Source organism: Vreelandella nigrificans (assembly GCF_002374315.1).
GTDB lineage: Bacteria > Pseudomonadota > Gammaproteobacteria > Pseudomonadales > Halomonadaceae > Vreelandella > Vreelandella nigrificans.
The window spans coordinates 111603-135831 of sequence record NZ_NWUX01000011.1; the positions used below are offsets into that span (position 1 = coordinate 111603).

Genomic DNA, 24229 nt, shown 5'->3' on the forward strand with positions numbered 1-24229 from the left:
GGTCATCTTCTCCACTTTGCCTTACTCAACAGGCTGCAAGGCATCGGGGATGTCATACCCCTGCTCTTCAAAATAGCGCGCCGCGCCAGCATGTAGCGGCACGGTACCTACTTCTAAGGTCATCTTCGCTACATCCGCATCACGCATAGCAGAAAAGGCGTTGACCTGTGGCTCAGGGTTTTCCATCACCGCTTTTACAATTTGGTAGGCAGTCTCTTCATTCATATTCGGGTGGGCATGTACGGCAACGCCAAATGCCCAAGTGGTGTAACCAGGAATCCCCTCTGCCGCACCTTCAGGCACATCTACAATCGCCACATCAGGCATTTCAGTGCGTAATGTTTCCGCTTCTTCTTCATTGAGCGACAGCACGCTAATCGGCGTAAAGGTGGCAATATCCATGGTGGAGCCATCTAACCGCTCACCTACTCCCGACTTTACCGAGCCCATCACGCGTCCATCCTTCATAGCATCCACCATGTCACTGGTAGAACCACGCACGTAGCTGGGCTCAATACCTAACGCTCGCATGACCGCTTCGGTGGTTTTTTCGGTGGCAGAGCCGGTAATACCTGGGTTGAAGCGAACACCCTCTAAATCAGCAAAGGTGGCCACATTGGCATCTTGGCGCATCACAGCATTTTGCGGCGCCACGGTGTAGACCCAAAGCAAGCGGTTATCAACCGGTCGACCTTCAAAGTCTTCCTCGCCTGCGTAGGCATGATACCCCGTGTTAGTAGTCACCAAGCCCATATCTATCTGGTTACGGCCTAAACGACGCAGGTTATCCACCGTGGCACCGGTTTCCGCCACAGACGAGCTCACTCCTTCAACTTGGTTGTTAATAATTTGATTAACCGCGACAAAGTAGCTGTAGTGGCTTGAGGAGCTTGAAGTGGAACCAATCAGTAGGCGCTCATCGGCGTGAGTGGTAGCGGCGACCAGCACACCGGCGCTCGCCACCATGGCGGTAAGTAGCGTTTTCATTGTGTCTCCGAAGCTCGCGCAACGAGCTATTTGTTTTTATTAAACGTGGTGATCGCGACGCTTGTTGCATGCGATAGAACAAGCATGATTCGAGAGATTAATTTTGTATATTGAATAGTTTTTAATTTATGTTTTACTTTCTAAATGAATCCAAGCATCCAGCAGTTGCGTGTTTTTGTCGCCGTCGCCCACTCCCGCAGCCTTGCGGAGGCTAGCGAGCAAGTGCATCTTTCCCAACCAGCGATCTCTATAGCGCTGCGCAAACTTGAAGAGAACGTAGGTGGTGCACTATTTACGCGCACTAGTCGCCAGCTCGCTCTCACGCCCGAAGGCGAAGCATTCCTACCAGTCGCGGTACGATTATTAAATGATTGGAACGAAGCCTTTGAAGACCTCAATGATCGATTTTCCAAACAGAGGGGTAAGGTGACCGTGGCTGCGCTGCCCACTTTGGCAGCGGGGTTATTTCCACGGGTGATAAAGCGTTTCCACGAAGCTTACCCACGTATTAATCTGAGCCTACACGATGTACTGGCCGACCAAATTAACCAGATGGTGCGTGAAGGCCGTGCCGACTTTGGGCTTTCGGTTCCCCCCAGCGATGCTGACGATCTCACGTTTGAGCCTGTACTCGAAGATAGCTATGTGGCTGTTTGCCCCTGTGGGCACCCCCTATTGGCGCAATCTTCAGTGCTCTGGAGCCAGTTGGCCGCCTATCCATTTATCGGCATCAATCGCCTTTCCAGTTCACGCCAGGATATTGATCACATTATGCAGAGTGTAGGGGAACGGCTGGATATCTTGTGCGATGCACGCCAGATCGCTACGGTAGGCCGTATGGTAGCTGCTGGCTTAGGAGTGAGTGTGCTGCCCTCATTAAGCTTTCGACAAATTTCTACCGATGGCATCGAACACCGCCCACTGATAGAACCGACGATCCGTCGAGAATTGGGCATTGTACATAGTCGTTACCATCCTCCCTCTGCCGCAGCAACAGCATTACGCCAGTTGATCCACTGTCACGATTAAAAAGGAGTACGGATAAAAGGGAGTACGGATAAGCATTTTCAATGCTGCTTTCTCTACACACGTGGCTGGAATCTGGCAGACTAAACGTGATTAACACCCACCGTCATAAGTGAGCAAACACGATGAGCGATACCGCACAACCCTGGACGCAGCCAATGCCCGACGCGCAATTCAATATCATGCGCGATATTCTTGCTGCTCCCAGTCCCGTTGGCCTGGAAGGTGCCATGACCTATGGCGTACTAAAGCCCTACTTTGAAAGTTTCGCGCCAAGCGACTGGCATCTGCATCAGTTTAAGGGCAATGCTGGTGTAGTGCTGGATACTCATCCCGGCCGTGATGATATGTTTAAACTGATGATCATCGGTCATGCGGATAAGATCCGTATGCAGGTACGCTCGATTGGCGAAGATGGCAAAATCTGGATCAACACTGACTCCTTTCTGCCTACTGTGCTGATCGGCCATGAGGTAAAACTGTTCAGCGAAGACCCCGACGCCCCTGGCAGCTACCGCAGCATTGAGGGAGGCACAGTGGAAGCACTGGGCGCGATTCACTTCTCTGACCCTGCTCAGCGTGATGGCAGCAAAGGCATCAAGAAAGAGCAAATCTATCTTGACCTGCAAATTCACGGAGAGAACAAAAAACAGCAAGTACTGAACCTGGGTGTACGACCGGGTGACTCCATTATTTTCAACCGTCCTATCCGCCCAGGCTTTAGCCCCAACACCTTCTACGGTGCCTATCTGGATAACGGCCTGGGCTGCTTTGTTACCGCTGAAGTGGCAAAGCTAATTGCTGAAGCCGGTGGCACAGAAAAAGTTCGCGTGATGTTTGCCATTGCCAGCTACGAAGAAATTGGCCGTTTTGGCAGTCGGGTTTTGGCTGGCGAACTAAAACCTGATGCACTGATTGGTGTAGATGTAAATCACGACTACGTAGCTGCTCCCGGCATCAGCGATAAGCGGATGCAACCGCTAGAAATGGGCAAAGGTTTTACTATGTCTGTTGGCTCCATTGCCAGTGAGCAGCTCAACCGCATTATTGCCAACGCTGCAAAAGAGCAAGACATTCCGATGCAAAGAGATATGGTGGGTGCAGATACTGGCACCGACGGCATGGCAGGCGTACTAGCCTCCATCGACAGCGCCGCTACGTCAATTGGCTTCCCTATCCGCAACATGCATACCATTTCTGAAACTGGTAACACCCAGGATGTGCTCGCTGCTATCCATGCGCTGACCCACACCATTAAAGCGTTGGATGCACTACCCAACCTTCAGCGAGAGTTTCTAGACAACCATCCTCGGCTTGATCAAGCTAGCCCACTTAGCCACCAAGGCAGCGCCAAGCCGGATAGTGACGAAGAGAAAACAGCCTAATTAGCAGCAAAAAAAACCCCGGCCATCACTGGCTGGGGTAGCAGTAACTCCTCCGTAATCCTTCTTCACAAACTTCCTGTTTGTGCATCCATGGCCTTTCAAGCAACCCCTGCTTGCTCTACTCCTGGCACCTTTCCCTGTGTTACTACCCACAATGCGCCTTCTATATGTCAACTTTATTAACGCCAGATAAAAAAACCCCAGCCATCTCTGGCCGGGGTTTCATCAGGTCCTCCCTAATCCCACTTCACGAACATCCTGTTCATGCATCCCTGTGCACCGCAAGCACTCCCTGCTTGCAATTCCTTTTAACGCCGTCCCTGCGCTATACACACAGTGCGCCTTATAATCGGTGAGTTATCTAACCTAGGATATGAAAGAGTAAAAAGTTTTACGTTGAGCAGTTAATAAATACAACGAGGCAGCTTGCGATGATTTCAAACAAAAACATACAATCACGCATGTTTTTTTATTAAAAAATAAAGGTCCCTCCCGTGACTCTGATTACTACTTGCTTGACCAAAAATATACCTACCGCCAAATTTAGTATTACTGGGTTAGCAGCCGCTGCCAGTATTGCGCTCGCAACCCCTGCGCTGGCAGATCGTTGGCAAGGCAGCATAGGCGCTGGCATTGCCTACGCCCCCGACTATGCAGGCAGCGATGATTACGATAGCCGTGTGCTGCCCGTTCTAAACTTAACCTATGGCGACCAGCTGTCTATCAACGTACGTGATGGCATTGAGTGGCATGCAGTACGCCAAGGAAACTGGACGGCCTCTCCTTTTATCGGCTACACCTTTGGGCGTGATAACAAAGGTGATATCAGCCAATTTGAAAAAGTAGACGGCGGAGCAACGCTCGGCCTACGCGTTAGTTATCAACACGGCTTCTGGCGCTATAGCCTCGCGGGCAGCACCGCAGTAAGTGGCGATATGGAGGGTGCCACTTTCTCAGGGAGAGCTACCCTACGTACCCCTATTAGCGAGCGCTTACTCTTTGTACTGGTTCCTAGCATCAGCTACTCCAACGAAAAATGGACAAACTCTCTGTACGGCGTTTCCAGCGAAGACAGTGCGCGTAGCGGTATCGCTACCTATGCCCCCGATGGCGGCTATTGGCACCTGGGTGTGAATGCCAGTCTAAGCTACGCGTTAACACCAGAGTGGACAGCTACCGGCTTTATAGGTGCTACCCACCTCACCGGTAGCGCTGCCGATAGCCCCATTGTTGATGAACTAGGCAGCCAATGGCAGACCTTAAGCGGAGTATCACTCTCTTATCGTTTTTAATACGCTAGGACGCGGTACGCTGGCAGCGTCCAAAGCATGTCTTGAGATCGTGTTACCAGAGCCAATAGGAACGTTATGGACAACATTATTAACCACCACCGGGTGATGTCGCTTATCAACCGATTTTCAGGCGTAGGGCTGCTAGTCGCGACGCTCTTCTTTGCGTTTTCTTTAACGCCTAGTCTCGTCCCGCGCCCAGTGGTGGCTCAAGGCATTGTTTCGGGGCTTAGCTTCTCGGCAGGTTACGCGCTGGGGGTTACAGGCCTCGCTCTTTGGCGCTATCTACACATACCCGAGCCCAGTCCCAGAATAGAGCTTTATTTAAAGTGGCTAGCGGCCCTGATATGCCTAGGAATTTCGGTGACTTTTCTATGGCGCGCCGCAGAGTGGCAAAACAGTATACGCCTGCTGATGGAGATGGAGCCTACCAATGGCACGCGTCCATTATCAGTGGCACTGATTGCCACGGGTGTATTTATTTTCCTACTGCTGATTGCACTGCTTTTTAAACGCACGTTTCGCCTGCTTTCTCATAAACTGGCACACATTCTTCCTCGCCGCACAGCGCAAGTACTAGGCACCATAGCTGCCATTGCGCTGTTTTGGCTGGTAATTGAGGGGGTGATTTTTTCCTATGCACTCCAAATAGCCGACCGCTCTTATCAGCAGATAGATGAGCTTATGCAGGATGAGTTATCACCTCCTCAAGAGCCAAACAAACCCGGTAGCGCTGAATCATTAATTAGCTGGGAGGCGCTAGGCAGCCGCGGTCGGCGCTTTGTGACCCAAGGCCCTGACGGAAACCAAATTGGGGAGTTCCTAGGCGAACAAGCCCTCGATCCTATACGCGTGTATGTTGGTCTCAATGCCGCTGAAACGGCCGCCCAACGGGCCGAGTTAGCGCTGGAGGAGCTTATTCGGGTGGGTGGTTTTGAGCGCTCAGTCTTAGTCATCGCAACCCCTACAGGGCGTGGCTGGGTAGATCCCGGCGCCCAGGACACGGTGGAATACTTACACCGAGGTGATATTGCCACGGTAGCAGCTCAATACTCTTATCTGCCTAGCCATCTATCACTGGTGTCAGAAGCCGAATATGGCGTTGAAAATGCCCAAGCTTTATTTGCCTCGGTATACGATTACTGGTCTTCCCTACCTAGCGATGATCGTCCAAAACTGTATTTGTTTGGCCTTAGCTTAGGCGCACTCAACTCTGACTTATCCTTCGATCTGTACGATATTATTGATGACCCTTTCCACGGTGCACTGTGGAGTGGCCCACCTTTCCGTAGCGATACTTGGCGCTCTGTTACCACTGGCCGCGATCCTGGCTCTCCAGCGTGGCTGCCCACGTTTCGGGGAGGTTCGGTGGTCCGCTTTATGAACCAAACCCAAGGGCTTAAGACAGCGCCCGGGGAGTGGGGAGATTTCCGGATTGCCTACCTGCAGTACGCTAGCGACCCCATTACGTTTTTTGAGCCTGAAGCCTTCTGGCGTGAACCAGAGTGGATGCATTCACCACGCGGACCCGATGTCTCACCAGAGCTGCGTTGGTACCCTGTTGTTACCATGTTGCAACTACTGGTCGACCTAGCGACCGGTAGCGCGCCACCCGGCTTTGGCCATGAAATAGCGGCTGAACACTACATTGATGCCTGGGCAGCACTTTCTGAGCCACCGGGCTGGAATGAACAGCAACTTGCGCGCCTGCGTGATTACTTTATTCAGGCTCGTGAAAGCACATATTAATCACTAGCTCACAGCCATCAGCTTAAACAAAGTCCACATAAAAAAGCTGACTTATGCAATGACATAACATCCAGGTTCAGTTCTACACTAGATGAAGTAATACACAGGAGGTTCACTATGTCTCAGCAACAATGCGCATGTCCCAAGTGTAAATGCTCAGTAGATAACCACTCCATTGAGAAAGATGGAAAATTGTATTGCTCTCAATCCTGTGCAACTGGTCACGCCGATGGTTCCACTGACTGTGGTCACAACTGCAAGTGCGGTTAATCACCGAGCTAGAAACTAGATAACAGTATCTGCTAATCGCTTACGCCCCGCTGTCCAACGCAGTGGGGCATCAAGTCAGTATCCCTCACGGCTGCAAAAAGCCCCCTTCTCTACCCAAATATCAAAACGTGCGAAAGGCAGGTATGCCAACTAGGCTAAAGTGACATTAACTACCGGAAGAAAGAATCAATGTCCTCCACCACAGTGATTGTCGTTATCGTTGTTGTTCTCGTTGCTGCCATAGGCTTTAGCGGTGGGTTGCCATTTTAATACCTGTGCTAAAGCACGAGCAGAGCCATAACACGTGCCCTTATGGAAAGAGCCTGGGTGGCAGGCTTTGCCAGCAGCCTTCTACCATAGAGAAGCGCGAGTCCGACATTAGCGTGCTTATGACACCCTGGAAATTACAATTACCATCTTTCGGCACTCACTTTAGAAGCGATGTGATGAAACAGGCCTGAACACCTCACATTTTGCCTACTGCCTGAATAGCGTAAACTTCCCGTCTGAGCTCTGTTTTTCAAGGAATTACAATGTCTCCCGACTGGTTGTCACAGGTACTACTTCCCTGGGTATTGGCCGGCGTAATGATGACTATGGGCCTTAATCTGACAGCAACCGACTTCGCCCGTACCTGCTACCCTCGCCATATTGTGCTCGGCACAAGCCTACAGATATTGGTGCTGCCACTGCTGGCTTGGGGGTTAGTGGCATTATTGCCTCTTCCACCGCTGGCTGCTGCTGGGTTGCTTCTGGTCTCGCTGGTACCGGGAGGGGCAACCTCAAACATGTTTAGCTATCTCGTACAAGGTGATCTGGCGTTATCCGTCAGCTTGACAGCCATTGCAGCGGTAATTACGCCTTTCACACTGCCGTTGATTATGGGCTGGAACCTGGAATTTCTAGGTTTGAGCAGCGCTGGGCTAAGCCTGCCCTACTGGCCTACCGTCGGACAGCTACTGCTAGTCACCCTGGTGCCCGTGCTCACCGGTATGCTGCTACGACGCTTACTAGGGGCAGTCATACTGACGTGGTTACTACCCAAGATTAAAGTATTAACAGGTGTGGCAATGATTGGCGTTGTGGCAGCACTGTTTATCAGCCATGCCCAGCGCCTACCCTCACTGCTCAGTATCGAGACACTAGCAGTGCTGTTGCTGTGCGTGTTAAGCATGACTCTGGGCCATCAAGTCGCACGCCGCTTGCAACTTCCCAACACAAGCGTCCGTGCTATCACCGTGGAAGTCGGTGTACAAAACGCAGGGGTCGCCATGATGGTGGCTTTCGCACTTTTGCAGCAGCCAGGTATCGGCTTGGTGCCACTGCTTTATGGCCTATTAATGAATGTGCCAGTCTTTCTATGGATGTTCACCTGCCTATGGAGAGATCGCCTGCAGACAGGCCGTTCCACGATACTTATGAAACGGGCATCTAAATAAGACACTCCGATCGACGGCAAATCTCTGTGGTCAGCCGTTTAAACAACACAAGATGTGCAGGCATCATTGCCACCCAGTAGAGCTGCCCCGAGATTCCCTCAGGCTCCCAAAACGCGGCGGCCGTTAAGTTGGGTGCCACTTGCCATTGGAGTAATTCTAAACTCCAGCACGCCCCGCCACGGAGCCTTCATACCGAACTCCAGCGCCAGAAGTACAGGGGCATCGGCAATTCGTACCCGCCAGCTATCAATGCGGTCTCCTGTCTTGATCGGACGCGAGTGACGACCGAGCCACTGGCGTGCAGAGGATAGCGGCGGTAGTCATGAAGTGGCGTTTCAACGAGTATAAGAAGCTCCTGCCGATTGGCAAGAATGCGATCAGCTTAGTTCAGTACTGGATACTGAACTAAATTGATCTAGGCCAGAAGATTCTATAGGGTCAGCTCAAAGTCACCAGATTAATGGCAATGAACCAAAGCAAGGTAGTCATCACTGGAGCGACGGGGCTAATTGGCCGTCGTCTTGTGGAAAAGCTGGCAGAGCGTGGCACTGCTGTTACGGTACTAAGCCGACACCCGCGAACAGCTTATGCCCTGTTCCCTCCCGCACAGTTTCCTGATGTCACAGTGGTAAGCTATGCCCCCTATGAGCCAGACACTATTGCCCCGGCGCTCTTTGGCGCCTCAGCAGTGGTACATCTGGCGGGAGAACCAATTGCTGCCCGCTGGACGCCCACAGTACGTTCGGCCATCCGTAAAAGCCGCGACATGGGTACCCATGCGCTTGTCACCGCTATCTCTGGGATGAGTGATCGACCAGCTGCGTTAATCTCGGCCTCAGCCTGCCGTTATTATGGGGTAAGTACCAGTACACGCTTTGGTGAAGGCAGCCCGCCCGGCCCACCCGGTGACTTTCTGACCGACACCACGCATCTATGGGAGGCACAGGCACAGCGCGCCACCGAGCATAATGTGCGGGTGGTGATTCTGCGCTTCGGTATCACGTTGGCGGTAACTGAAAACGGGCGTGCAATGCTTAAACGACTGAACCCGTTTCTGGGTGGGCGTATTGGGTCGGGGCAACAATGGGTCAGCTGGATCCATCGCGAGGATACTATTGCTATCCTGCTACGTGCGCTGGATACTCCCGAGATGCAGGGAGCCTACAACGCCACTTCCCCTAATCCCGTGCGTATGTCTCAGGTAACCGACGCATTTGCCCACGCGTCGCGTAGCTTCTTGCACGTACCAGTTCCCACAAGGGTGATTCGACAAATACTTGGTGACGGTGCGACCGTTATTCTCGACGGCCAACAAGTACACCCCGACCGCCTGCTTGCTGAGGGCTTCAACTTTCGCTTCTCGCAAATCGAACCGGCCGTCTATGACATCTTGTCCTGAGTCGCGGCTTGAGCAAGACTACGTAAAAATATGCGTAGCGTGACCGCACGCACAGGCCAGAGTATAAACCAGTGAAGTAACCCCCATACCCCGGCAGGATGCCAATGCAACACCAGTGTGATATGAGCCCCACCTGCGAAAGACAGTAGCAAACTCAGAGGTACCTGTTATTTCCAGGCAGAAAAATACGCAACAACAGCCAGCTAAGCGGTAGTGTCTGATGATAACTAAGGGCACACTGATTTTTTTATAAAGTAGACTTACCCAAGGTATCTCATATGTTTCGGTGGCAGCCAACGCAAAAATGCGGGCTGGTGTATGGGCAAGTATTGGTATGCGAAAAATTGGTAGGCGAAAAATTGATAGGCACAAAAAAGCCCGCTGATTGCTCAGCAGGCTTTTTCTATATTCTGTGGCGGAGAGGGAGTCCGCTTCGCCACTAGCAAAAACAATGACTTAAAAAACAAAATAAAACCCAACCAACATCCTACCCAACATAAATAGTAGTGCTTGGCTGCTACTAGATGCAACGTTAAACGCCTATATAACATAGAAAACCGCTTTATTAACCCCTTGTTTGGCAATGAAAGGCTCGGTGGTGCTTGCGGCTGGGTGATGGACGGTTGACCCATAAGCCGCCTCGCTGATCCTGCATTGTCGTTACCGCTTCGCTGCATGGGGCTTCGCCCCATACCCCATAGGCCGGGTGCCTAGCTAGCTGCCTTTGCCTAACCCATATCGTGACAAAATCACACGAATACCAAGCGCCAGCCCGGAGCGCCCCAGGCCATGCCGCCGGGTTGCTTTGGGTTGTTGTATCGCGTGCCTTTGGGCGCGGTGATGGCATGGCCACCTTGGCGGTTAGTGCGTGGCGGCTAGGTAAAGCCTCAGTGACTTTAAAAGCATTATAAAACAGCGTATTGGCTCATAAGTGGCTTATATCGGCTCAAAAGTAGCGCTGTGGTCACGGTATGCCGGGCATAGGGCCAAATGCGGAATAATGGGGTGATAACGAAACAACAACCAACCCCTGAAAATTTGCCGTACATAGGCAAATTCCGCGACTGATTGCCCCCGTACTAGCGGGGGTGGGTGGGGGAGTACCTTTTAATTTTCTGGCGTGTGTGAGCGCCAGCGAAAGGCATGAAAAAGCCGTGAAGGGTTAGCCCCTCACGGCTTTGGCTGCTTTGACGATGCCCTACGGATTATGCCTTGCTGCCGCGCACCATGCCGCGATAGTCCAGCGGTGCAACGCCTGCATCAATGCGGCACTTGTAGCTTACGCCGTCCACGCTCCACCCTTCTTGTTGCTCAAGGTAAGGGATATCAACGCCATCTAAGTACGCCACCTCTACCGTGTCGCTTCCCTGTTCAGCAGCTACGTACCAGCTATCTGGAGAGTTAGCATCAAGACGGCTTTCCACCACCAGTTCACCCAAGCTGTTGACCGGGTTCATGATGCCGCTATTGGTTTCAGCGCCCGGTACCGAGGTGCTACGCAGCACCTGCATAGCGATAGACTCAAGGGCGGCGGGCACGATCACAAAGCCGGGGGCGATGTTTAGCGTGTTGCCGTGCCTATCCTTCTGCATACGCATTTGCTTACGCGCTTCACCCAGCACGGCAGGAACGAAGCCCTCAGCATTGGTAACGATGTTCCCATGGTCAGTGTGAAACAGTGGCTTGCCGTCGGTGAAGTTATTGTTGCTCATCAAGATGGCGTAAACCAAGTCACCAATGGTACGGCTTGCCGCCCGCCCCATGTTGGCCGGGATTGACTGAAAGACACTCATATCATCGTTGATGATGGCTTGCCGGGTGATGCTGAATAGCCCGCCATAAGTAGCCAGCGCGATAGGTGCGGCGCGGTCGTCTGCCGTTACATACTGGTACTCTGCCCCCTCCTTCACCTTAGGCAGTGAGGGGAAGCCACCCAGGCCCGCACGGTGCGCGGTGTGGAAGTTGGAGAGCGTGCCCTTCTTGGCCCAGCGGTTGAAGGTTTCCCCGCTATTCTCCCAGCCCCTGAGCATGGCCTTCTCACTCACGTTCATGAGCACATGGCCAAAGTCACTAGAAGTATGGGTGAAGGCAGCGCCCACCATCTGCATCTTGGTACCGAAAGCGCTCACGCTCACGCCCTTCTCAGTAAGCGATGCACGCGCCATCTCTGCCAAGCTCATGGTGCGGAAGTGGTTGCTCTTGTCCTGAGACTTGGCAACGCCTGCTCGATCTAACAGCGCTTCAATCATGCCATCTTTAACGGCGTTTCCATTATCAGCAAACGCGCCAGCATCTTTGCGGGGTGGTGCTGTGGGTGTGGTGCCTTGGCCTAAGGCGTTAAGGGCAGCGGCACGAATTTGTTCAACTGACATAGTGTTAATGTCCTGACTGTTTTTAAGTTGGTCAACTTCTGGCAGGTCTGGCAGGCATTGCCATAGGGCGGCTATCTGCGACTCACGGCGCTGGGCGGCGGCCTCTGGTCGTTTGGTGATGTTGGCCAAGTACGCCATGGACACCGCTGACATACGGGGCTTGTCCTGCTCACTGGCTTCAACACGTTGAGCAAATCCAGCCGCCACCGCTTCTTCTGCGTTGTACCAAGTCTCAGCTTCCATAATGGCCGTGACAGCCTCAGCACTATGCCCGGTACGTTCGGCATAAAGCGTGATCATCTCATTGGCTGCTTTATCAAGCGTCTCGGCACTTCGGCGCATCTCGCTTGAATCGCCCATAGCCACAGTCCACGGGTTATGCACCATGACCAGACTGTGCGCAGACATAACAACTTCATCGGCTGCCAGCATGACCAGGGTTGCAGCGCTTGCCGCAAGGCCATCCACAAACGCGGTCACGGTGCCAGCATAGGCGCGTAGGTTATTGAAGATCGCTAGGGCATCGGTGACGTTACCGCCGGGGCTATTGATATGCAGCGTGATAGGTTCTTTGCTACCGCTGGCTAACAGCCGCTTAACGGTGGCAGCGGTCACGCCGTCGATCACGTCATAAATCTGGATATCCACGGCTACCCCTCCCCGCCTTCTTTACCCAGCCATGGATGTGGTACCGGAGCGGCTTGGTGGTCACACCATTTGCGGATCGCCAACCGCGCCAGCTCAGCCATGGAATAAGGCGGCGCGGACGGGTGACGCTCTGCATCAATTTGCCGTTTTAGCTGCGCCAGCATGTATACCGTCTGCTCATCAAGGTGGACGGTAAGGTGCTTGCTTTGAGTCTGTGATGTAGGCATTGCTTCAACTCCAACGGGTTTAATTACTGTATGTATATACAGCATATAATAATTATTAGGATAAATACAGCAAGGCAAGTTACTGATAATTAATGGTTGTTTTTCAAATGGCATTCAAGCCAACGGTTAGCCGCTTGACGGCCTGCGTTGTTCTTAACGTGGGTGTGGGCGGCTTGCACCCGGCAGCGCTATACGCTGGCCTTTGCTGCTGAGTGGCAACGGGTTGAGGTGTACATTTCGCCGGGGGCCACCTGTACATGCTTTGCCTGAATAAGCTGGGGGCGGTGTACAGGTCGCACAGGTGATAAACCGCACCGTTACGCGAATACTGCTCACCTGCGGTGGTACACGCTGGGTAGCCGAAAATTTCCCGAAATCCGGGGCTTCTGTCCCCCGTGGCCCAGGTTGTTGGGCGTCAGAAGAACCTAGGCTTTTTCCGAGGCTTGGTTGGCTGCAACGGGTCATTGCTCAAGCTGCCGTTTTAGCCAACGGTTAGCCGCTTGACGGCCTGCGTTGTTCTTAACGTGGGCGCGCTGTTCCTGCATGGCGGCTTGCTCCCAGGCAGCGCTATACCCTTCGGCTAGCTGCATGGCGTCGCTGTGTTGCAGAGTGGCCAGCCTCAGGCGAATAAAGCGACGATCCTCAGCCAGCAGGCCGCACCGCTTCTCTATTAGCGCCAGCCATGGCTCTATGCGGGTGGTCACGGATGCCCGCCGTTGATGTTGTTTTGCTCGGGTGCCCGGCTGGCCTTGTGAGCGGGCAGCACCAGCGGTGGCTTGCATCTGGGCAATGCGGGCAAGTAGGGCTTCACCGTTCATGCAAATACCCCCGGTGGAATATCAGTGGGCGACAGCTCCTCACGCGCCAGCCAACTAATAACCAGAGCGCGGCCTTCCTCGATAGTGGCCCGCAAGCGCTCACGCTCTTCATGCTCAAGGCGGCGCTTAGCTGAGATAACGCGGTATTGGTGGGCGTCTATCTTGGCTTGCTGTTGGATGTTCCTAATACGTCTCTGCCTTTCACTTCTCAGGTGCCTATCATGTTCACCAAACGACCCGGTTACTTGTTGTTCCCACTCATCTAACGGCGTAACTGCCTCGCTGTCCGTACAGTTATTGATAAAAATCCAAGGCGCTGCGGCTTCGCCTACGCGCTGAAAATCCACCGCAACACCAACCCCAACCAAGTTCAGCGGCGTGGCTGTTTCAGTGACGCGCTTGAAGTCCACGGTGTCAGCTTCACCCTTGCGCTCAATCGTCCAGCGGTAATACCGGGTAAGGTATTCCGCTTGGCCCACTTGGCTATTAACGACCAAACCCCAGGTGCTAGCCATAGGCTCCCCATAGTGGCCTAGCGTGTCGCTTGTCCATTCCCCGGTAATCCGGTCACAGTTCGCTATATCGGTGGTTTGACGCACCACCCGCCAAGGCCGAATAGGTGCAGCATCGCGGGGCTGCATTGGCCCACCCATTAGGCAAAGATATTTGTAGTAGTCGCCAGCAATGGCCACCTTGCGGGCGTCATGCAGAATAGCGGCGGCCTCTGGCTCTGGGCGTGTGGCCGCTTCCCAATCGGCTAGGCGCTCTTCATCGGTGCTGCGCAGTTGTCGCCATACGGCTATGGTTGGTTCGCCAAAGAATTGAAACTGGCGAATACCCCAGCAGCGCGACCATGCCTCAACACGAGGAACACTGGTGGCTAACGGCTCGCCGTATAAGTCGAGGTCATCGCCATCAACGTTCTTCCTTGTGTGCTGCTCACCGTTGACGTTCTTGCACACGTACTTGACCACGTAACCCGTGGCGCTGCCTTTGCTGGGGTCGATCCTGACCGACTTGAAGCGAATGCTTGGGTTGTGGGCGACTTCTTCCGGGCAATGCTCAAGGGCATAGCGGCGCATGATGGCCGTTACTTGCGCTTCATCTTCCGGGCGCATCCATACCAGAATGTGCCAATGGGGCGTACCATCGTGGTGGGGTTCTACGATACGAAGGCCATACACGCGAAGGCCCGCACGATCCCAAGCGGCGCGGGTTTTCGACCACTGCTTTTGCAAACAGGCCTGACCTTCACGCGGGGTTGCGCCATCATATTTAGGGTTGGGGCTGCCGTTATGGCGCATAGGGTGCTTAGCTGAATGAAGCGTGATCGTCCACATGGCAGACGTTAAGCCCTGCTTTACTCCCCAGTGTTCAAGGCCGCTGATGCGCACCATCAACTCTGTATAACGGTTCTTTGGGTTAGCCAGGCCAAGCTCTGCTAGTTCAGCCAGCGTGTATTCATCGCCGTCTTGGTTAATCGCTACAAGCCCTTCAAGCAAGCGAGCGTTCTTGGTGGCTTGGTCGGTGTGGCGGCGATAGCCTTCATTGCTAATGTAAATGCCCGCCTTCTTATGCGTGCGGCCTAGTAACCGCTGGCGTTGCTCAAGGCGGCGGTTAGTGAGGCGACGAAGCCGACGACGCCACCAGTAAGGGCACATGACGCGGGCAAGCATCCCGCTATGGGTAAAGCCCATCGGTGGGTTTATTTGGTGGGCTTTAACCCGATGCAACGCCAGCGCCAGCGCTTTCTCTGAACCAAGCTGTGCGGCGTCTATTTCAACGGCACGGGCTTGGGCGTTGGCGTGGTCGATCAGTGCCTGTTCATCGTTGTGGCATTTCCACGGCCCACAATCTAGCTGGGCCTCAGCCAGTGCATTACGGGCTTTGATGATGTCGGGCATGGACGCGCCAGCATCAGCCGCCAACAGCGTGCGCTTTTCTAGTACCGGGCTGCACTCACCAACGCCTTGACGCCTAAACGGGCTACTCACGCGGCCCCCTTGCCACTTACCGGGCGTGGCTTCTCAGCGCCAACGCCAACCCCAACGGGTTGGCATGGATCGGCAAGGCATAGGCGTGCCCCATACCGTGTGCTATTCTCAGGTTTAGCGTGTGCTTTGGTCGGCAGCGCGGAGAAGGCCCAGCCATTGCGCTGGGCTTTTTCATGGGTGCTAGTCAGCATCGCGGCCCCCTGCCTGCTCATCGTCGTCACCTTCTGTACTTTGCTCTAACAGGTCTTGGGCCATATCAGCCGCCCGCTTACCCATACAGCGAAATGCTACCGACCAAGCCTCTCCCTGCTGTTCTGTCATGCCTTGCCCCAGGTAATTCACATCCCCCATGACTTCGGCTAGGCGCTCATGGGCTTGGGCAATGTCGCGAATCTCAGCCAGTTGCTTTTCAAACTCTGCGCTTGGGTAAGTCATGACACGGTTCTCCATTCATTGATGCTGAGTATTTCCAGGGACATATCTGCAAGAGGGATCGCGGCGGGAACAGCAAACCATTGCTTGGGGTCGCCACCTCGCTTGCGGGCGGCGGCTTCCAGCTTGCGACGATCGACACGGGATAGGCCCACTTGCTGGCAAACTTCACGCCATGTCATTAGGCGGCTATCGTCGGCAGGTAAGGCAAAGCGGATGCAGCCGAACAGGTCGCGGTATTCCCAGAATTTGAGGTTTACCAGGGCGTTGTCAGTCCGGTATGGCTTGGTAGCGGTAGGCTCCCAAAAGGGGTGCGCTGAAAACCACACCAGTGGCGCTTCAACGTAACCATTCATAATGGGCAGCAGGTGGCCGCTGTTCAGCATTTGGGGGAGTCGCGTTAAGGCTGAGTAGTGGTGAAGGCGTCTCATGCAGCCACCACCCCAGGAAGCAGCGCTTCCAGATCGCGGGCAATGGCTTGAAGCTGTTCAAGCGCGTCATGCGGGGCGCGTTGGCAAGGGGGCAAGTACACGCTGTAGGTCTTAGAAACGGCGGTGGGGTTGTGCAGGTCACTACGACGCCCCACGGTGACATTCAGTTGAAGCAGCATTCCCGAAAAATCAACGCTAACCCAATGGCCACCTTGGCTGTGGGTGCTGACAGCCAGCGCCAGCGCTTGAATATGGGCGCTGACGTCCCGGTGGTCTTGGGGGATTTGGCAGCGGCTCATGCTGGTACCTCACTACGCACGCGGCGCAAGGCCAGTTTAATGGTGGGCTTGGTGATGGGGTCGGTGTGGAAAGGCGCTAGGAGTTCAAGCAAGCGCTTTAGTTGGGGGGTGGTTAACTTCACGACGCAGCCCCTACGCTGCGCGTGGCAGTCTCTAGGGCGCGGGCTTCTAGCTGTTGGGCTTTTTCAATGTGGTGGTTGTAACGGGTAAGGCGGGTGCGCGTGCTGGAATCGGCAAATAGTGCGGCTTTCGCCATTGCTCTATGCGCGTTGGCACGGCTGGATAAACTGCGGGTAATCAGATTGGACAGGCGTAATGATGCCATGGGTGTGACTCCTTGGATATTGGAGTCGCCCTTAGAGGTGAGATTCTCATTGGGGGCGACTGTACGCGGGATCTCACAACCGGCATCCAAGGGAACCGGCCAGGCCGAAGCCTGCCCACGCACAGCCGCCATAACTGACGGGCACAAAAATAGCGCCGTCAACATGGGGGCGCTTATGCGCCTTGGATAAGTCGGGGTGAGATTCCCGGCTGACGATTTTGCGCCAGCTCCACTAGCGTAATTGCATCGCGGTGTATTGGCAAGCATTAGCAAGCCTCCCGCTGGGATTGTTCCCAAGCTTCAACGTCCGAGAGTGCCCAGCGGGTTAAGTTCTCCCCCAACTTGACCGGCTTAGGAAACCGGCCTTGCTGTGCCCAGCGGTAAATAGTTGAGGGGTGGGTATCGAAGCGGTTTGCTAGGCTTTTGACGGTTAGCCAAACTTTAACTTTTTCGCCGTAGCTGGCGGGGGCTTGGGTGGTAGCTGCCATGTTGCATAACCTCGCATGTTGAGTACGGGGCTAGGATGGCGGGAGGCGCTATTCAAGTATTGCCGGATTTCAACTCGAAATTCAGAATTTATTCTTTAACCGCTTCACACCTCAATATTAATAGGGTAGAAAAACTCACTTTTCCCCATATATACCACTAATAAACTCATCCATTTCCCTCATTTTTTTAGCTTCATCGCTGTAATAAAAAGCTTTAAGAGTTCCTGGCTTAATCCCGGCACGCTCACCTACTAATTCAAATATGGCTTCATCCAATGGAACTTTCTTTTTTTTATGAAGATAGAAAACATCCCTTGCGGCAAATTTTTTTTCAAGTGATAGAGGGTCTAAGTAGCCATTAATCACCAAGGGCGGTTTAGCCATTTCACCATCTTTTTTCCTGAGAGTTCTTACCGTTGGCACACCAAGTGATTCACCAAACCACTTAGATCTTCCTTCCATAAAATCATTGGCAGCATCGGATAGAATGCACAAATCGTGACTATCAGGCACAAAGCGGCCATCAGATAAAGCTTTAATAGCTGCAATAAATTTCCCTATTTTCTCTCCATGAAATGCTGTTTGTTTATTTCTTTCACTATCCTGAAATGCCCTATCACTTCTAAAGAAGAGAATCGCTCTATCTAGATGCATATATGGGTAGCTTGCACCGTCATTGCCAGCATAATTTAGGATGACTGTCGCTGCATCTGCTTTACTTGCCTCTCCCCATTCTATCCCTTGGGTGTAAAGCTTATCACTACTCATATAGCTAGCTAGCCGCTCTAAAACACTGTCTAAATCGTCTTGAATCGCCTTCAGTTCATCATCCATTGTTGACCACCTCCCCACGGATCGGCGCGACATTGCCAGCCCCAGCAGGTGCAGGCGTGGTAACAAAATCCGCCCACTGGTTCATAACGCGGGCGCGCTTGGCCAACATATCGCCGCGACGGTAAGCCGCCTCTGCACCGTTTTTGATGGTGTGCGCCAGCGCCATTTCAGCTATGTCGTGGGGTGTGCTGGTGCGCTCTGCTATCCAATCACGAAAGGTAGAACGGAAGCCGTGAACAGTAGCCCGGTGGCTCTCCCCCATGCGTTTCAGCAAGGCAGACATTGCCGCGTCTGAAAGCGGTTTCCCCCGTGGGCTTACAAATACCCGGTCATGCCCTTTTGGCTGCGCTTTTAATAGCTTAATCACCGCGGGGGCTAACGGCACCCGATGCTCTTTACCTGCTTTCATGCGCTCAGCGGGTATTGTCCAGGTGGCCGCTTCAAGGTCTATTTCATGCCAAGTAGCGCCACGCGCTTCACCAGATCGGCAGCCCGTTAATATGGTGAAGGCTAGACAGGTAGCCGCATCGCCCGTTCTCTTAGAAAGCGTTTGCCAAAAGGTGGGCATATCGCCGATAGGCAAAGCGCGGTGGTGTTCTACTTTCGCCACCCGGTTGGGTGAAGGAAGGATGTTATCTAGGTTGCCTTTCCAGCGTGCCGGGTTGTCGCCGCTGCGGTGGCCGTTCACCGTGGCCCAATTCAACACCGCTTCAATGCGCTGCCTTACACGGGTGGCGGTTTCCGTTTTTGCTTCCCAGATCGGTTGCAGCACTTGCTTAACGTGCACCAGTTCAATATCTGAAACGGCCATTTTTCCCAGAATAGGGTAGGCATAGGCGGCTAACGTGCTTTCCCACTGTTTGCCGTGTTTGATATTACGCGCTTCGGCTTGTTTGATTTTAATAACAGCGCTAGCGGCATCTTCAAAGGTTAAGCGGGCTAGCTCAGCAGCTTGGCGGGCTTGGCTGGCGGCTTTACGCTCAGTTACCGGGTCAACGCCTGCATCTAGCTTTTCACGCACTAGGCGGGCTTTGTCTCGGGCCATAGCCAACGTAACAGAGGGATAACTGCCAAGCCCCATATCACGACGCACCTTGTAGGGTTTTCCGCTTTTAGCGTACCGCGTTTCCCCGGTGGTGTAGCGCAGTATCCAAGACCGTGCACCAGCAGGCGTAACCCGTAAGTGTAGGCCGTCCACTTCACCCACTGAGTGAAGCCCAGCCGCATTTATTCGCTTCACTTCAAGTGCAGAAAGCACCTTTGATTTTTTCGGCATTGCCTCCCCCAAAACACTGTCCCAACATCCTACCCAACATAGATTATGTGATTGGGTGCGATTCGATGCAAGCGCATAAAATGCCATGCAATCGTAAGATATTGTTTTCTGGGAAGCAGACACAAAAAAGCCCGCACATGGCGGGCTTTTTCGGGATGTTCTGGCGGAGAGGGAGGGATTCGAACCCTCGAAGCCTTTCGACTTACACACTTTCCAGGCGTGCTCCTTCGACCACTCGGACACCTCTCCACATTTTTGCTCTGTTGCAGGGCGCTGCCTTTCTCAACAGAACGGCGCGTATTCTATGGCCTAAGCCTTAAAATAGCAAGTCTTTTCAATATTTACGGCCGTGGTAACACAACATAGCGAGCACTGGCTTCCAGGCATAGTATGTCGCCGCAGTAAAGTTGTTGGTTCAGCGTAATGCTACCTTTACCACGCGCTTTTAGCTTGGTCTCAAGCTGCTTAGGCCCACTAAGATCACTAGAAGCACAGGTAATACGGTAGTCACCCGTTACTGGCGCGAGAAAACGCTGACTGGCTTCTGCAACCACCACATCCTGAGCTAGCCCTCGCTCACGTAGCCATAGCGTTACCCAGCACCAACCCTGCAGCGTAGTTTGCGCAGTCAGCGCGCCACCAAAGCCAGTGCCTTTATCGTTTAGACTGGGGCTAAGCGCTAGCTGCCAGATCAACGTCCCGCTATCCAGAGTCATACGCTGAATGCCAAGCGCGCCTACCATGGGAATCGCCTCACCTAGCCACCGCTGAAAGGCATGAAGGTCTTCTTGGCTATCCGGTAGCGGTAGCCGGGGGTAAGGGACTCCCGGCTGACGTGGCTGACTCATCACATGCTCCTGTTATAGCTGGTATGTCGGCGCTTTCGTTAGTCCCACCGCTCCACGAAGTCGGCCTGATTATGCTGCGCTACCGGCTTATGGCGGCCTGCCAAGCTACCCAGATAAATAAAGGCGACCACTTCATCATCTTCATCCAGCTCTAGACCTTTGCGCACTACTGGATCAAAAGCGTACTTGCCGCTACGCCACATAGCTCCTAACCCTAGCGCGTGAGCAGCCAACAAAATACCGTGAGCTGCACAACCAGCAGAAATCACCTGCTCTATTTTAGGTACTTTGGAAATATCCGGCGTTACCTTGGCAATGACGGCAATAACTATCGGTGCACGGAGCGGCTTTTTACGCGCGGAATTTAGCGTGTCGTCACTAGCATGAGGGTCTTCTTGAAACTCCGCCTCAGCAAACAGCTCCCCCAGACGCTCGCGCCCTTCGCCAATAAACTCAATAAAGCGCCAGGGGCGTAACTCCTTGTGGTCTGGCGCGCGCAGCGCCGCTTGATAAATAGCGCTAAGCTGTTCGGTACTGGGCGCAGGCTCAGTGAGCTTACCCATTGAACTGCGTTCGTGAAGCAGCGTCAGTGCGTCCATCATGACTCCCCTTTTTATTCAACGTTGGGCGCTACTCTAGCGCAGTCGCTTACTGCCTTGCTAGGCGCAGGGGACTAGGGGGCGTTAACCCAGGAGTTGCTCGCCAGGGGCTAATATCCAATCCACCCCTGCGTACGTAGCGAGCGAGCACTAAAAGCTCTTCAGGCTTAACCTGCTGCATGAGATCAGTAAAAATGTGCTCGACACAATGCTCGTGAAAATCCTGGTGCTGACGATAACCGATTAAGTAACGCAGCAGCCCTTCACGATCGATTTTAGGGCCCTTATAGCGAATCAGCACGCTACCCCAATCAGGCTGACCAGTGACCGGGCAGTTCGATTTAAGCAAGTGAGAATATAAGCTCTCTTCCACGACCTCTTCCCCTGCTACTAGGAAGGTGGCACTGGGCGTGTAATTACTGACGTCTATATCCAGATCGTCCAAGCACTCCCCCGGCAAGCTCTGAGGAGTAAGCTCAGCATCATCTACCGCCAGTAACTCTACGCTGACCGTAGCTCCCGCAGCATTGGCCAGATCACGAGTCAGCGTACTTTGCACCGCATCTTGGTCGGCAAAGCGGGTTTGGTTAAAACTGTTGAGATAAAGCTTCCAGGATTTGGACTCAATCAGATTGGGCGACTCAGCAGGCAAGCGAAAGCGCGCAACCGCCACGATAGGCTTGCCCCGCCCGTTTAACCAGGAAACCTCAAACGCGTGCCACTCATCTTCACCAACAAACGGCAGCTTGCCTTCTTCAATACCCAGAGGGGCACGGTTAGCGGCTCGGGGAATGGGGTACAAAAGCCCCGCGTCATAATGCTCGGGGTAAGCGGCGTCACGCCCGAGCGGTGCATTTTCTAAGGTATCTGGACGGTATGCCATTGCTTAACACTCTCTAAATTATGCCGTAATACGATTAACTACGAATGCCTTGGCCCCGTTCCAGCATGGTAAGCGCCACCATAAATAGAACAGCAATAAATGTAACGATAGCCGCTAACGCCCACACTACCGGAATATCAGAAACACCTAAGAAACCGTAGCGGAAGACATTCACCATATACAAGATGGGGTTCAGCATTGAGATGCTTTGCCAGAAGTCGGGCAGCATCGAAATCGAGTAAAACACGCCTCCAAGGTACGTCAGCGGCGTCAAAATAAAGGTTGGCACAATGGAAATATCATCAAACTTATCCGCTAGCAGTGCGTTGATAAAACCGCCAATTGAGAACAGCGCTGAGGTTAACACCACTACTAGCACCGTTAGCAGCGGGTGCTCTACCGTTAGGCGAGTAAAGAACAGTGAAACAACTGTCACAATAAGCCCAACACCCAGGCCACGCGCCATTCCCCCCAGAATAAAGCCAGACAGAATCACCCAGTTGGGCATCGGCGATACCATCATCTCCTCAATGGAACGCTGAAACTTATTTGAAAAAAAGCTAGAGGCCACATTGGAGTAACTGTTGGTAATAACCGACATCATAATCAACCCAGGGACAATGAAGTCCATATAGCTGAAACCATCCATCTCACCAATGCGAGAACCAATCAGATTACCAAAAATGATGAAGTACATCGCCATAGTGATCGATGGCGGCAGCAAGGTTTGCGGCCAAATGCGGGTAAAGCGCTTGATCTCTTTAAGCACCAGAGTCCACAGTGCGATCAGCGTTTGCGTTGCGTTCATACCCGCGCCTCCTGCTGATCTCGCTGGTCGATCGTCTGCTGGCTGCTTTCCACCATGGAAACAAACATCTCCTCTAAGCGGTTGGCGCGGTTACGCATAGAAACTACCTTCATCCCCTGCTGGCTCAATGCACTGAACACATCATTGAGCTGCTGCCCCCGGTGAATTACCAATGCCAGCTGAGAAGGCTCAACCTGCTGGATCTCAAAGCCCTCAATGACAGGGGCTTGAGCGACAGGAGCGGCCAAGTCGAGCAGGAAGGTTTCAGTATTAAGCTCCGCCAATAGTTCACGCACACTGGTGTTACGCACAATTTCACCATGGTTGATAATAGCGATATTGCGGCACAGGCTCTCAGCTTCTTCGAGATAGTGTGTGGTGAGGATAATAGTCGTACCTTCGTCGCGGTTAATACGCCGCATGTACTCCCACATACTACGGCGCAGCTCGATATCTACTCCTGCCGTAGGCTCATCGAGAATCAGCAGCTTCGGGCGATGCATCAGCGCACGCGCAATCATTAAGCGGCGCTTCATCCCCCCAGAAAGCATTCGCGCACTACCGTTGCGCTTATCCCATAGCCCTAGATCACTCAGCAGTTGCTTGGCACGAGGCAAGGCCTCTTTGCGGGTCATTCCGTAGTAACCCGCCTGGGCCAACACAATATCCAGGACCTTTTCAAACTGATTAAAATTAAACTCTTGGGGTACTACGCCGAGCTGATATTTTGCTTTTGCAAACTCTTTATCAACATCAATACCAAAAATAGACACCTTGCCCGCTGTCTTTTGCACCAGGGAGCAAACCACACCTAGAGTGGTGGATTTCCCCGCCCCATTGGGACCTAGCAGAGCAAAAAAATCACCCTGCTGGACGTCTAAATCGATACCTTTTAACGCATGAAAGCCGTTGCCATACACTTTAGTGAGGCCACGGATAGACAGTGCCGGTTCGGCCATGAAAATGTCCTGTCAGCAAATAGGGAGTACAAAACGAGCTAGATGTGAGGATATCGGGGCATTCATATATCTTTTCAAGCCACCCGAAAAACAGGCACGCAAAAACATCGCCACTTAGTGTGCGATTAATTATCTAAAAACAAGAGGGTTCAGAAAGAAGTGTCTGCTTGGAGCGGGAAAGGAGATTCGAACTCCCGACCCTCGCCTTGGCAAGGCGATGCTCTACCACTGAGCTATTCCCGCAATGCAAACAGTACAACTAAGACATATGTTATGGCGTCCCATAGGGGGTTCGAACCCCTGTTCCCGCCGTGAAAGGGCGGTGTCCTAGACCACTAGACGAATGGGACGTACTTAACACAAAAGTGCTATGGAGCGGGAAAGGAGATTCGAACTCCCGACCCTCGCCTTGGCAAGGCGATGCTCTACCACTGAGCTATTCCC

At 53.2% G+C, this 24229-nt stretch carries 26 protein-coding genes and 3 tRNA genes; 7 read left to right on the plus strand and 22 right to left on the minus strand.

Going from position 1 to position 24229, the window contains the following annotated elements:
• Positions 1-21: 21 nt before the first annotated feature.
• Complete coding sequence (locus tag CPA45_RS13255; RefSeq protein WP_096652120.1) at positions 22-987, minus strand: TAXI family TRAP transporter solute-binding subunit; 966 nt, start codon at positions 985-987, stop codon at positions 22-24.
• A gap of 144 nt (positions 988-1131) precedes the next feature.
• Here CPA45_RS13255 and CPA45_RS13260 point away from each other — a divergent pair, with 144 nt between their 5' ends.
• The 7 genes from CPA45_RS13260 to CPA45_RS13290 all read left to right on the plus strand — a co-directional run bounded on the left by CPA45_RS13260 (position 1132) and on the right by CPA45_RS13290 (position 9544).
• Positions 1132-2016, plus strand: a complete 885-nt coding sequence (locus CPA45_RS13260; protein WP_096652124.1) for a LysR family transcriptional regulator — start codon at positions 1132-1134, stop codon at positions 2014-2016.
• Positions 2017-2138: 122 nt separating this feature from the next.
• Positions 2139-3398 (plus strand): M20/M25/M40 family metallo-hydrolase, encoded by a 1260-nt coding sequence (locus tag CPA45_RS13265; protein WP_096652127.1) that lies wholly within the window; start codon positions 2139-2141, stop codon positions 3396-3398.
• A gap of 494 nt (positions 3399-3892) precedes the next feature.
• Positions 3893-4690, plus strand: a complete 798-nt coding sequence (locus tag CPA45_RS13270) for a MipA/OmpV family protein (RefSeq protein WP_244287607.1) — start codon at positions 3893-3895, stop codon at positions 4688-4690.
• 75 nt (positions 4691-4765) lie between these two features.
• Complete coding sequence (locus CPA45_RS13275; protein WP_096652130.1) at positions 4766-6436, plus strand: alpha/beta hydrolase; 1671 nt, start codon at positions 4766-4768, stop codon at positions 6434-6436.
• Positions 6437-6553: 117 nt separating this feature from the next.
• Positions 6554-6706, plus strand: coding sequence for a metallothionein (locus CPA45_RS13280; RefSeq protein ID WP_096652133.1), 153 nt, complete (start codon positions 6554-6556; stop codon positions 6704-6706).
• 533 nt (positions 6707-7239) lie between these two features.
• Positions 7240-8145 (plus strand): bile acid:sodium symporter family protein, encoded by a 906-nt coding sequence (locus CPA45_RS13285; RefSeq protein ID WP_096652135.1) that lies wholly within the window; start codon positions 7240-7242, stop codon positions 8143-8145.
• 466 nt (positions 8146-8611) lie between these two features.
• Positions 8612-9544 carry a TIGR01777 family oxidoreductase gene (locus CPA45_RS13290; protein ID WP_165771558.1) on the plus strand — a complete coding sequence of 311 codons (933 nt, stop codon included), beginning with the start codon at positions 8612-8614 and terminating at the stop codon, positions 9542-9544.
• Positions 9545-10749: 1205 nt separating this feature from the next.
• Here CPA45_RS13290 and CPA45_RS13295 read toward each other — a convergent pair.
• From CPA45_RS13295 to CPA45_RS13395, 21 genes are all read right to left on the minus strand, one after another.
• Positions 10750-12564, minus strand: a complete 1815-nt coding sequence (locus tag CPA45_RS13295; protein ID WP_096652141.1) for a ClpP-like prohead protease/major capsid protein fusion protein — start codon at positions 12562-12564, stop codon at positions 10750-10752.
• A gap of 2 nt (positions 12565-12566) precedes the next feature.
• Positions 12567-12791, minus strand: coding sequence for a hypothetical protein (locus tag CPA45_RS13300; protein ID WP_095602328.1), 225 nt, complete (start codon positions 12789-12791; stop codon positions 12567-12569).
• Positions 12792-13252: 461 nt separating this feature from the next.
• Positions 13253-13609, minus strand: a complete 357-nt coding sequence (locus CPA45_RS13305; protein WP_096652143.1) for a hypothetical protein — start codon at positions 13607-13609, stop codon at positions 13253-13255.
• Positions 13606-15603 carry a replication endonuclease gene (locus CPA45_RS13310; protein ID WP_096652145.1) on the minus strand — a complete coding sequence of 666 codons (1998 nt, stop codon included), beginning with the start codon at positions 15601-15603 and terminating at the stop codon, positions 13606-13608. Before CPA45_RS13310 ends, CPA45_RS13305 begins: the two co-directional genes overlap by 4 nt.
• Positions 15600-15794 carry a hypothetical protein gene (locus CPA45_RS13315; protein ID WP_096652147.1) on the minus strand — a complete coding sequence of 65 codons (195 nt, stop codon included), beginning with the start codon at positions 15792-15794 and terminating at the stop codon, positions 15600-15602. The genes CPA45_RS13310 and CPA45_RS13315 overlap by 4 nt, the downstream gene beginning before the upstream one ends.
• Complete coding sequence (locus CPA45_RS13320) at positions 15784-16038, minus strand: hypothetical protein (protein ID WP_096652150.1); 255 nt, start codon at positions 16036-16038, stop codon at positions 15784-15786. Before CPA45_RS13320 ends, CPA45_RS13315 begins: the two co-directional genes overlap by 11 nt.
• Positions 16035-16466 (minus strand): hypothetical protein, encoded by a 432-nt coding sequence (locus CPA45_RS13325; RefSeq protein ID WP_096652153.1) that lies wholly within the window; start codon positions 16464-16466, stop codon positions 16035-16037. Before CPA45_RS13325 ends, CPA45_RS13320 begins: the two co-directional genes overlap by 4 nt.
• Positions 16463-16765: a hypothetical protein gene (locus CPA45_RS13330; protein ID WP_096652156.1), complete on the minus strand. Its 303-nt coding sequence runs from the start codon at positions 16763-16765 to the stop codon at positions 16463-16465. Before CPA45_RS13330 ends, CPA45_RS13325 begins: the two co-directional genes overlap by 4 nt.
• A complete protein-coding gene (locus tag CPA45_RS23190) occupies positions 16762-16887 on the minus strand; it encodes a hypothetical protein (RefSeq protein ID WP_279628815.1) in 126 nt (41 codons plus the stop codon). Before CPA45_RS23190 ends, CPA45_RS13330 begins: the two co-directional genes overlap by 4 nt.
• A complete protein-coding gene (locus CPA45_RS13335; RefSeq protein ID WP_096652159.1) occupies positions 16884-17090 on the minus strand; it encodes a hypothetical protein in 207 nt (68 codons plus the stop codon). The genes CPA45_RS23190 and CPA45_RS13335 overlap by 4 nt, the downstream gene beginning before the upstream one ends.
• 266 nt (positions 17091-17356) lie before the next feature.
• Positions 17357-17578, minus strand: a complete 222-nt coding sequence (locus CPA45_RS13345; protein WP_096652165.1) for a helix-turn-helix transcriptional regulator — start codon at positions 17576-17578, stop codon at positions 17357-17359.
• Positions 17579-17713: 135 nt separating this feature from the next.
• Complete coding sequence (locus tag CPA45_RS13350; protein ID WP_096652168.1) at positions 17714-18412, minus strand: hypothetical protein; 699 nt, start codon at positions 18410-18412, stop codon at positions 17714-17716.
• Positions 18405-19688, minus strand: coding sequence for a tyrosine-type recombinase/integrase (locus CPA45_RS13355; RefSeq protein WP_096652171.1), 1284 nt, complete (start codon positions 19686-19688; stop codon positions 18405-18407). Before CPA45_RS13355 ends, CPA45_RS13350 begins: the two co-directional genes overlap by 8 nt.
• 161 nt (positions 19689-19849) lie before the next feature.
• Positions 19850-19937, minus strand: a tRNA-Ser gene (locus CPA45_RS13360).
• Between the two features lie 92 nt (positions 19938-20029).
• Entirely contained in the window at positions 20030-20536 is a 507-nt protein-coding gene (locus tag CPA45_RS13365; RefSeq protein ID WP_096652173.1) for a YiiD C-terminal domain-containing protein, read from the minus strand.
• A 38-nt stretch (positions 20537-20574) separates the two neighbouring features.
• On the minus strand, positions 20575-21135 hold the full coding sequence (locus tag CPA45_RS13370) for a nitroreductase family protein (RefSeq protein WP_096652176.1): 561 nt from the start codon (positions 21133-21135) through the stop codon (positions 20575-20577).
• A gap of 49 nt (positions 21136-21184) precedes the next feature.
• Positions 21185-22018, minus strand: a complete 834-nt coding sequence (gene queF / locus CPA45_RS13375) for an NADPH-dependent 7-cyano-7-deazaguanine reductase QueF (RefSeq protein WP_096652179.1) — start codon at positions 22016-22018, stop codon at positions 21185-21187.
• A gap of 34 nt (positions 22019-22052) precedes the next feature.
• Positions 22053-22826: an ABC transporter permease gene (locus CPA45_RS13380; protein WP_096652183.1), complete on the minus strand. Its 774-nt coding sequence runs from the start codon at positions 22824-22826 to the stop codon at positions 22053-22055.
• Positions 22823-23785, minus strand: coding sequence for an ABC transporter ATP-binding protein (locus CPA45_RS13385; protein ID WP_096652186.1), 963 nt, complete (start codon positions 23783-23785; stop codon positions 22823-22825). Before CPA45_RS13385 ends, CPA45_RS13380 begins: the two co-directional genes overlap by 4 nt.
• Positions 23786-23953: 168 nt before the next feature.
• Positions 23954-24028 (minus strand) — tRNA-Gly (locus CPA45_RS13390).
• Positions 24029-24059: 31 nt separating this feature from the next.
• Positions 24060-24135 (minus strand) — tRNA-Glu (locus CPA45_RS13395).
• Positions 24136-24229: the final 94 nt, after the last annotated feature.

Coding starts and splice junctions, on each gene's coding strand:
- CPA45_RS13275 (WP_096652130.1), top strand. CDS start 4,766: ATGGACAACATTATTAACCACCACCGGGTGATGTCGCTTATCAACCGA.
- CPA45_RS13335 (WP_096652159.1), bottom strand. CDS start 17,090: ATGGCATCATTACGCCTGTCCAATCTGATTACCCGCAGTTTATCCAGC.
- queF (WP_096652179.1), bottom strand. CDS start 22,018: ATGGCATACCGTCCAGATACCTTAGAAAATGCACCGCTCGGGCGTGAC.
- CPA45_RS13285 (WP_096652135.1), top strand. CDS start 7,240: ATGTCTCCCGACTGGTTGTCACAGGTACTACTTCCCTGGGTATTGGCC.
- CPA45_RS13325 (WP_096652153.1), bottom strand. CDS start 16,466: ATGAGACGCCTTCACCACTACTCAGCCTTAACGCGACTCCCCCAAATG.
- CPA45_RS13305 (WP_096652143.1), bottom strand. CDS start 13,609: ATGAACGGTGAAGCCCTACTTGCCCGCATTGCCCAGATGCAAGCCACC.
- CPA45_RS13255 (WP_096652120.1), bottom strand. CDS start 987: ATGAAAACGCTACTTACCGCCATGGTGGCGAGCGCCGGTGTGCTGGTC.
- CPA45_RS13370 (WP_096652176.1), bottom strand. CDS start 21,135: ATGGACGCACTGACGCTGCTTCACGAACGCAGTTCAATGGGTAAGCTC.
- CPA45_RS13355 (WP_096652171.1), bottom strand. CDS start 19,688: ATGCCGAAAAAATCAAAGGTGCTTTCTGCACTTGAAGTGAAGCGAATA.
- CPA45_RS13380 (WP_096652183.1), bottom strand. CDS start 22,826: ATGAACGCAACGCAAACGCTGATCGCACTGTGGACTCTGGTGCTTAAA.
- CPA45_RS13320 (WP_096652150.1), bottom strand. CDS start 16,038: ATGACTTACCCAAGCGCAGAGTTTGAAAAGCAACTGGCTGAGATTCGC.
- CPA45_RS13345 (WP_096652165.1), bottom strand. CDS start 17,578: ATGGCAGCTACCACCCAAGCCCCCGCCAGCTACGGCGAAAAAGTTAAA.
- CPA45_RS13290 (WP_165771558.1), top strand. CDS start 8,612: ATGAACCAAAGCAAGGTAGTCATCACTGGAGCGACGGGGCTAATTGGC.
- CPA45_RS13365 (WP_096652173.1), bottom strand. CDS start 20,536: ATGAGTCAGCCACGTCAGCCGGGAGTCCCTTACCCCCGGCTACCGCTA.
- CPA45_RS13265 (WP_096652127.1), top strand. CDS start 2,139: ATGAGCGATACCGCACAACCCTGGACGCAGCCAATGCCCGACGCGCAA.
- CPA45_RS13385 (WP_096652186.1), bottom strand. CDS start 23,785: ATGGCCGAACCGGCACTGTCTATCCGTGGCCTCACTAAAGTGTATGGC.
- CPA45_RS13350 (WP_096652168.1), bottom strand. CDS start 18,412: ATGGATGATGAACTGAAGGCGATTCAAGACGATTTAGACAGTGTTTTA.
- CPA45_RS13330 (WP_096652156.1), bottom strand. CDS start 16,765: ATGAGCCGCTGCCAAATCCCCCAAGACCACCGGGACGTCAGCGCCCAT.
- CPA45_RS13300 (WP_095602328.1), bottom strand. CDS start 12,791: ATGCCTACATCACAGACTCAAAGCAAGCACCTTACCGTCCACCTTGAT.
- CPA45_RS13315 (WP_096652147.1), bottom strand. CDS start 15,794: ATGCTGACTAGCACCCATGAAAAAGCCCAGCGCAATGGCTGGGCCTTC.
- CPA45_RS13260 (WP_096652124.1), top strand. CDS start 1,132: ATGAATCCAAGCATCCAGCAGTTGCGTGTTTTTGTCGCCGTCGCCCAC.
- CPA45_RS13280 (WP_096652133.1), top strand. CDS start 6,554: ATGTCTCAGCAACAATGCGCATGTCCCAAGTGTAAATGCTCAGTAGAT.